Source organism: Rhodopirellula maiorica SM1 (genome assembly GCF_000346295.1).
In the GTDB taxonomy this organism is placed as follows: Bacteria; Planctomycetota; Planctomycetia; order Pirellulales; family Pirellulaceae; genus Novipirellula; species Novipirellula maiorica.
The window spans coordinates 1-4040 of record NZ_ANOG01000233.1 but is presented as its reverse complement, the minus strand read 5'-3'; the positions used below and the strand labels follow the sequence as shown (position 1 = coordinate 4040).

At 49.7% G+C, this 4040-nt stretch carries 3 protein-coding genes; all 3 read right to left on the bottom strand.

Annotation, left to right across the window (positions count from 1 at the left end):
• Positions 1–154: 154 nt before the first annotated feature.
• Positions 155–1354 (bottom strand): glycosyltransferase, encoded by a 1200-nt coding sequence (locus RMSM_RS07015; protein WP_008693479.1) that lies wholly within the window; start codon positions 1352–1354, stop codon positions 155–157.
• Positions 1355–1416: 62 nt separating this feature from the next.
• On the bottom strand, positions 1417–2202 hold the full coding sequence (locus RMSM_RS07010; RefSeq protein WP_160168249.1) for a class I SAM-dependent methyltransferase: 786 nt from the start codon (positions 2200–2202) through the stop codon (positions 1417–1419).
• Between the two features lie 123 nt (positions 2203–2325).
• A complete protein-coding gene (locus RMSM_RS07005) occupies positions 2326–3825 on the bottom strand; it encodes an MOP flippase family protein (protein WP_008693476.1) in 1500 nt (499 codons plus the stop codon).
• Positions 3826–4040: the final 215 nt, after the last annotated feature.

Genomic DNA, 4040 nt, shown 5'->3' with positions numbered 1-4040 from the left:
CCAAGTACAATCAAAGTCTGGTCGCCGTTCTCTTAGAATCGCAATCTGATGCCCTCGGCTTTCAAGGTGATGCTTCAGTTCCATAAAATGGATACACCCGCCGGAATGGCGGTTTGCGATGACAGGTTTAATGAATGTGATTTTAAGAGGCATCTCAAATGCCACTATCAAGGTGAAATGCTCGGTCCACAGGAACCGACGCTCTAGATTCCTCAAATTCGCGATCAATCGACTTACGCACTAAACTGATATCTTCTCTGTTTCCCGCCGCGTTCAATACTCGAGTTAGTCTGTCGATGTTTTGATCCGAACTGTAATACTTCCGAATGCGTCGCGATGCATTCGCACCAAGTTCACCAGCGTAGTCCGGATTTTTCAACACGCTGATCATATGGGACGCCATCCCCGCAACATCGCATTCATCGACAAGCAATCCCGTTTCGTCCTCAATCACGACATCCGGAATGCCGGCGTGCCGAGTCGCGATTACTGGCAATCCCATTGCCCCCGCCTCTAACACGGCCACTGGCGTGCCTTCGCAATCACCATTTTCCCCAACAACGGAGTGCTGGACAAACGCTCTCGCATTTCGCATTTCTCGCTGAACGGTTTCTGGTGGTTGGCTCCCCATAAGATTGACCGCGTGGTCGACCCCCAATCCAACGGACAAATTTTTACACATGCCCAGCAGCGGTCCATCTCCGATCATCGTTAGCCTCGCTTTCGGAATTTCACGAATCACGCTCGCAAAAGCCGAGATCGTCAGATAGGGGGCCTTCTTCTCGACCATCCTTCCAACGGCAACAAAACGGGGCTGAGCGTTCGCGGGATTTGCACCTTGAAAATCCTCGCAATTGACTCCGCAAGGACAGTAGATGAGTTTTTCAGACGGACACCCCAAAAAGATAAGCTGACGCTCCATGGCATGGGAAACTGCGATAACGGCGTCCGCGACTTGAAACATGTCTTTGTACGCAGCACCATAGCGATCAAGCACGTCTCGCTTCGTGGCATCATACCCATGAAAATGAACAACAAGTGGCGTTCCAGAAGACCGACAGGCCTCAAGCACCCGCACTCCAGACAAACCATACTCTGCCAAAACGACATTGATTCTGAATTTGCGAAATACGTTGCGGTGAGCCTCGTCGACTTCCCAGTTCCACTCTTGCCGAGTTACCAGTCGAGACAACTTTCTTGACACGCGGGAAAACCAATCCTGGAGCAATGCCGGACGTCCATTGATCGAAGGTAATCCGGCTTCGGTGTGCACCACTACCGCCACGCCTGGGATCGACTCATTGTGCGCCCGAATGAATGTTTCCGAAAGGGTGTCCAATTTCGGCTGTATCATGCAAATATTCAAAGCTTACTTCCGTCCCCAAACTTCTATGTAATTGTGATTCGCTGGACATTCTATTCCCATCCTACGCCCAAGCGTTGTTCCACAAATTTCCTTCTTGCAGATTCGCTATCTGTCGAAAGAGCAGTCACCACGCCATCTCGAAACTTTCTTCCAATACGGCGTCCCATTCCTACGCCATTTGACTTCTTCTTCGCAGGCAGATGCTTCGGATCGTGCTCGAGAACCAAGTGCACGTAGTCGTTGGTGTTCCAAATCGTTTCCAAGCTATAGTGTTTCAAGGTTGTACCGGTGTCTTGCATCAATTGAATAACATCGGCAACTTCCACAGTCTCATCAACGATCTGAAGCCCTTCGGGTTTTTCCTGCCGCAAGTATTCTTGGTGCAGCGGACTTGGAGTCGTAAGAATAATTATTCCACCCGGAGCGAGATGCGTCGAAAGTACTCTGTTGAAACCTGGCCAATCGGATCGAGGAATGTGCTCGTACATATCAATCAGTAAAAGAGCATCGAAAGGTCCAGATTCGAGCGGTTTGCTCATGTCTGAAACTTCGTAAGTCAAACGATCACGGGCGAAAAGCCGATTTGCGATTTCGATGTTTCTGGGGCTGATATCGACACCTTGAACGACATACTGTCCTGGCAGTTCAACGCAAGCATTTGAACTCACACCGATTCCACAGCCGATATCTAGAATTTTACCGCTTCGTCCGCTTAACGCAGATGAAGCTAATTCCACAGCGGCATTAAATCGCCGATTGCCGCGAATATAGTCATTCAGTAAACGCTTGCTAAATTCGTCGTAGAACGACGCAACGGATTCTTTGTTAGCTTTCAATTTCAAACTTCCAAACAAATTAGGGAGGGGACACCGGCTACTCTCTTATATAGCAGCAGTGAAAATAAAGCATGTGTTCTGGATGTCACGAATGAGCATCGGACACTCAATCACAGTTCAAAATCAACGCCGTATAACTGTCGCGAAAGGTACGACACACGGAGGGCGGCGACCTAAGACGGCAAAGCAGTCGTCAAGTGATCTCGGTTGAGTGAAGCAAAGAATTACAGAATAGAGTGTCATTCCAACAACAACGGAAACTGCCAACACAGCACCAGGGTGGACTTGCCCAATTTTCCAATCGATCAACAACAACAATGCCTTCAATCCAACCGCCATGAGAAGGGTTGCTAGCGCAAGAGGTTTGATTGTCTGCCATAACCGCTCGATCGTTAAGCTTTGTACAAGCGTAAAAGGAATCGAGAAAACGGGGATGCATAAGAGAACGTTTGCGACGAGGTAGCAACTTGCAACACCAACGACGCCCCAGCGCATACCTGAGAGAAAAGAAAACATAAAAACAAATGACACGCCCACGCCCCACTTGAACATCCAGTCTGCTCTTCCTTTCGCCAAGTAGATCTGACCTACCATCGTCGCCAGTGAATGGAATGCCCCCACCGGGGCAAGGATTGCGATGACCGGAACGGCAGGAAGCCATTTATCCCCAAGGAAGACACGCACAAACGGATCGGCTAGAATCGCGAGGCCAGCCATAGCCGGAAAGGTGATCAATGCAGTGCATCCGATCGCCCTCAAGAAAACGCTCGCTAAACCTTCATCATCCTTTTTAAGATTCGAAAGCTTTGGAAAGAGGACCCGTGTGATCACGTTCGAAATCGAGTCCCTTGGAAGCAGCATGAACTTGTAAGCAAGCGAGTAGTAACCGAGCGCAACTGGACCAAGGAAGACTCCGACGATCAAATTGTCAGAGTTTCGCATGAAGTAATTGAAAACGTTAAATCCGGTGATATTCAGCCCGAAATTCAAGCACTCCTTTAGTCTTGCCCCATCCAGCGTCAGCGTAGGCCAGAAGGGCTCTACCATGTTCAAAAGAGCTAGATTACTCAAAGACGCTGCAAGGTTCGCTGCCACAAGCGACCAAACCCCCAACCCTGCGATCGCACAGGAGACCCCAACCACGCCCGATGCGATGACTCCACCAACCTCTCGCAACGCGAGTTTCTTGAATTCAAGTCGACGTTGTAGCAGGGCGGATGGTACGGTGCAGAACGAATTGATGACAATATTTAGCGACAATGCGGCGACTAATGCTGGCACGCGATCGTCATGATAGACCCAACCCACAAGCGGTGACGACAAAATCAACACCAACATAATCAGAGCCGAGCACGCAAGATTGACCCAGAAAAGTGTCGACAGCAACGCATGGTCGATGTCATCCCTTTGGATGATCGCGGCGCTGAACCCAAGATTCTTGAGCGTTGCAGCAAAGCCCGTCATCACCGTTGCCATCCCGATCAGTCCGAAGCTTTCAGGCGACAAAATCCTGGCAAGCAACAACGATACCGCGAATTGAACCGCGAGTGCCCCATACTTTGAAAGCGCGCTCCAGCGTACCGCACTAACCGCACAAGGCTCTGTTTTTGACTGCTTGCTCATTTTTTCATTCGGCTAGCTGAAAACTGCTGATTGCAATGCCGTTTCGTTCCGATCGCATTTTATTTCTCGAACGAAAGCCGTCGCCTCAATTGTTCGAACGTGACTAGCGAAATACGCTCAGTAATCTATGCACTGCGATACACCGCACGAACGTAATACGAAAGCGAAAATGCTCGATTCTTGGGAGGTGTCAGTTGTAGCCTGCGCAGACTCCA

Excerpts from the sequence above, each read along its gene's own strand:
- RMSM_RS07005 (WP_008693476.1), bottom strand. The coding sequence starts at position 3,825 with ATGAGCAAGCAGTCAAAAACAGAGCCTTGTGCGGTTAGTGCGGTACGC.
- RMSM_RS07015 (WP_008693479.1), bottom strand. The coding sequence starts at position 1,354 with ATGATACAGCCGAAATTGGACACCCTTTCGGAAACATTCATTCGGGCG.